Origin of the sequence: Paratractidigestivibacter sp., assembly GCF_052362415.1 — a bacterium.
Lineage (GTDB): Bacteria > Actinomycetota > Coriobacteriia > Coriobacteriales > Atopobiaceae > Paratractidigestivibacter.
Genome location: NZ_DAWEMK010000002.1, coordinates 50234 through 54635 on the forward strand (window position 1 = coordinate 50234; position 4402 = coordinate 54635).

The following is a 4402-nucleotide window of genomic DNA, read 5'->3' on the forward strand; positions in this document are numbered from 1 at the left end:
CGCGAGCTCCTCGTCGAAGTGCTTCTGGAAATCCTCGGCGTTGAGCCCGGAGGCGAGCACGCGGCTCTTCCACTTGATGCTCGGGCAGTCGTCGGCGATGTTGTGCAGGCGGCGCTTGACGTGGCGCTTGCGCATGAGGGCGATCACGCCCTCAAGCTCGAGCTGGCGCTCCTTGGCACAGGCCACGGGCAGAAGGCAGTTCTCGCCGAGCTCGCCGGATTCCACGAGCGCGTCGACGACGTCGGAGAGGATGTCGATCTCGCGCAGCGGCGACGTCGCGTCGAGCAGCGCGCGCAGGTCGTCGGAGGTGCGGTGGCACTGCTTCTTTGACTGCCAGGGCGAGAGGAACTGGATAAGTGAACGCAGCCGGCGAAGGCGGATGCGGAACACGCGGAGCGCCTCGACGCCGGCGGGGTCGGCGAGGAACGCGTCGCAGGCGTCGGCGAGCTCGGCGGACATGAGCTCGACCTGGTCGTCGACCTCGGCCATCGCGTCCCAGGACACCGCGTCGGGGCCGGCGACGTACCAGAGCAGCGAGCCCGCGGCCGCAGGGCCGTCGGGCAGCGAGATCGCGGCGACGCCGCCCTTGTTGAACTTGAGATCGACGCCGGTCAGGTGCTTGAGCAGCGCGTCCATGAAGGGGACGTGGCCGACGACGGCGAGCGTATCGGCATCAGGGTCGGCCTTCGCGAGCTCCGAGAGGAAGGCATCGAGGTCCTGGTCGTAGAGCGACTGGCGCACATCGATGCCGCAGGAATCGACCGCCTCGGCAACCACGCCCGCCGTTTGCAGCGCGCGCACGGCGGGGCTGCACCAGACGGCGACCTCGGGGTCCTCGCCGAGCAGCGCGAACGTCCGGGGATACGCGACCTCGAGCGCGCGGATCCCCGCCGATGTGAGCTTGCGGTCGATGTCGTCGCCCGTCGGGCTTGCGTCCTCGGTCTTTCCGTGACGCACGAGCACCAGTGTCTTGACCATGCCGTTCCCCCAAACGTCGGTAGCTACGCAGCCTTTAACGATAGCAATGCGGCGGCGCGGCGGGCTTCTCTCCCCCGAGCGTTCGGGTGGACGGTAGCTCGCTCGGAGGGCGGGCACGGGACTAACACGAGCAGCCTTCTCTTTTGCGGGATTGAGCAGACTGCTCTTTAAGAGAGAAGCCTTCTCTTTACGCTCATTCGCGAAGAGAAGGCTTCTATAAGAAAGGGCAGCCTTCTCTTCTGCGAAGAAGAGAAGGCTGCCCACGACCCCGCCGATCAGCTCCGAAAGACGAAGCCGCCCTCCCCTTCGTTCGCGCGAGTCGCGCAGCGAGCGAGCGAGCGCGCAGCGCGAGCGCCGAGCGGCGAACGAAGGGAGGGGCGGCGGACGATCGCAGAGCCGCAGGCTACATCAGCTTGCAGACGTTCTGCGCGAACGCGACCGGGTCGGCGACGGGCAGGCCCTCGGTGAGGAGCGCCTGGTCGTAGAGCAGCGAGGTGTACAGGGCGAGCTTGTCCTTATCGCCCGCCTCCTCGGCGGCCTGGAGCTTGGCGAACACGGGGTGCGCGGCATTGATCTCGAGCACGCGGGTGGCCTTGGGCGCCTGCGCGGCGTCGGGGCCGGCAGAGAGCACCTGCTCCATCTCGAGCGAGACAGGCCCCTCGGCCGAGACGCTGGACGGCGCGTCGTCGGCGGACGTCAGGTGAGCCGAGACGGTGACCTTGGCCACGGCGTCGCCGAGCGCGTCCTTCATGGCGCCGAACAGGCCCTCGTTGGCCTTCGCGGCCTCGTCGGCGGCCTTCTTCTCCTCGTCGGACGCGAGGTCGAGGTCGCCGGAGCTGACGTTCTTCAGCTCGAGCGAGCGGTCCTCGGTCTCGGCCTCGGCGCCGTCGGCCTGGGCCTTCTCGGCGGCCTCGCGGGCGGCATCGTCGGCGTAGACCTTGGGCAGGCCCTTGGCCGTGAAGTCGCGCATGGCCTGGAAGCAGAACTCGTCGACGTCCTCGGTGCACAGCAGCACGTCGTAGCCCTTGGCGAGCACGGACTTGACCACGGGCATCTTTGCGAGGCGGTCGCGGTCGTCGCCGGCGGCGTAGTAGACGGCCTTCTGGCCCTCGGGCATGGCCTCGGCGTACTCCTGCAGGGTGACGTACTTCTCGTTCTTCGCGCTCCAGAAGAGCAGAAGCCCGGCGAGCTCGTCCTTCTTCATGCCGTAGCTGGAGTAGATGCCGTACTTGAGGCCGCGGCCGAAGTTGCCGAAGAACTTCTCGTACGCCTCGCGGTCGGTGTCGCGCATGGACTCGAGCTCGGAGGTGATCTTCTTCTCGATGCGGCGCTCCATGGCCTGGAGCTGGCGGTTCTGCTGCAGGGTCTCGCGCGAGATGTTCAGCGTGACGTCGGCGGAGTCGACGACGCCGCGCACGAAGTTGTAGTAGTCGGGCAGCAGGTCGGCGCACTTCTCCATGATCAGGACGTTGGAGCTGTAGAGCTCGAGGCCCTTCTCGTAGTCGCGGCTATACAGGTCGAACGGCGCCTTGCCGGGGATAAAGAGGAGCGCGTCGTACTCGAGGGCGCCCTCGGCGTGCAGGGTGAAGGTGCGGGCGGGGTCCTCCCAGTCGTGGAAGGTAGACTTATAGAACTCGTTGTACTCCTCGGGCTTGACGTCGGAGGCGTGCTTCTTCCAGATCGGGGTCATGGAGTTCAGGGTGTCGAGCTCCTGGTAGTCCTCCCACTCGGGCTTGTAGTCGTCGCCGGCGTCGGCGGGCTTCTCCTTCTGGCGGGACTTGGTGACCATCATCTTGACGGGGTAGCGCACGTAGTTGCTGTAGCGCGTGACGAGGTCCTTGAGCGTGTACTCCGAGAGGTACTCGTCGTAGCTGGCGTCGTCGGTGTTGTCCTTGAGGGTGAGGATGACGTCGGAGCCGCAGGTCTCGCGGTAGGCGGGGTCGTCGGCGGCGACGGGCTCGATGGTGTAGCCCTCGATGCCGTCGGAGGTCCAGCGCAGGCACTCGTCGGAGCCGAAGGCGCGCGTGACGACGCTGACCTCCTTGGCGACCATGAAGGCGGAGTAGAACCCGACGCCGAAGCGGCCGATGATGTCCACGGCGTCGCCCTGCTTGTCGGCATTGGCCTCCTTGAACTCCTCAGAGCCGGAGTGGGCGATGGTGCCGAGGTTCTTCTCGAGCTCGTCGGCGGTCATGCCGATGCCGTTGTCCGAGACGGTGAGCGTGCGGGCGTCCTTGTCGAACGAGAGCGTGATGGCGAGGTTCTCCTGGTCGACCTGGGCGGAGGCGTCGGTCAGGCTCTTGAGGTAGAGCTTGTCGATGGCGTCCGAGGCGTTGGAGATGAGCTCGCGGAGGAAGATCTCGCGGTTCGTGTAGATGGAGTTGATCATGAGGTCGAGGAGCTTTTTGCTCTCGGTCTTGAACTTGCGCATGGTTGACGTCCCTTCGTCGTATGTGTTCAACAAAGGTCACTCTACCCTGCTGCGACGGCGGATATTCGTGCGCGCTCAGAAAACCTTAGTTCATCACGCTTAGATTTTTTGAGAAGGGCGTAAAGAGGATCCGAGCAGGGAGCCGAGGGGGCGCCTAAGGCGCCCGGCGAGACGGCCGGCGGCCATCGCGGCGGATCGTTCGCTCGACCCGCCGAAGCCCCGCAGGTCAGGCGCGGGCGATGAGGAGGTAGTTGTCGTCGGCGGCCCAATCGTCGTCGGGGCAGCACACGAGCTCGACGCGGGGGAATCGGGCCTCGAGGGCATCCTGGAAGTCGCGCAGGAAGGTCGCGTCGCCGCCCGGGGTGACTACGTTGGCGGCGACGGCGCCGCCGGGGGCGAGCAGCCGTGCGTAGGCGTCGACGGCCTCGGGGCCTGCGAGCGACGCCACCGGATCTGCGCCCGAGAAGGCGTCGAGCGCGATAAGGTCGTACTCGACGCCGCGCAGGGCTGCGCCACGCACGAAGTCGAGCCCGTCGGCGCAGTGGACGCGCGAGGCGGCCTCGTCGGCATAGAACCAGCGGCGCGCGGCATCGATGACCTTGGGGTCGATCTCGACGACTTCGATCGTCGTCTCGGGCCGCGACGCCCGCGCGAGCTTAGGGACGGCGAACCCTCCCCCGCCCACGACGAGCACGCGCGGGGCCGGCGCAGCGATGCCGTCGAGCACCCGCCCGAACGCGCGGTAATACTCGAAGACAGGCTCCATCCGGCGCTCACCCAGATACGTCGCCGACTGGAAGACGCCGCCCGACGAGAGCACCCGCACCGGCTCGCCTTGGGGCCCGCGCACGGTATAGACGAGCACCGGCGAGAGCCCGGCGCGCGCGATATGAAGGTCGAGCTTCCCGAACACGGCGCCTCCTCGATTCGCCCCGCATGCACTTGTCGCCAAGCGACTCTGCTACCATATCCCGCGCGAAAAAAGGAGGCAAT

General features: G+C 66.9%; 3 protein-coding genes. All 3 read right to left on the reverse strand.

The features are described from left to right. Window positions 1-978, reverse strand: a 978-nt coding sequence (locus ACT84W_RS00600) for a SixA phosphatase family protein (protein WP_444327866.1), incomplete at its 3' end; no start/stop codon positions are given. 403 nt (window positions 979-1381) lie between these two features. Then, a complete protein-coding gene (gene htpG / locus ACT84W_RS00605) occupies window positions 1382-3409 on the reverse strand; it encodes a molecular chaperone HtpG (RefSeq protein WP_417576203.1) in 2028 nt (675 codons plus the stop codon). A gap of 226 nt (window positions 3410-3635) precedes the next feature. Beyond that, complete coding sequence (locus tag ACT84W_RS00610; RefSeq protein ID WP_417576202.1) at window positions 3636-4322, reverse strand: spermidine synthase; 687 nt, start codon at window positions 4320-4322, stop codon at window positions 3636-3638. Window positions 4323-4402 lie beyond the last annotated feature (80 nt).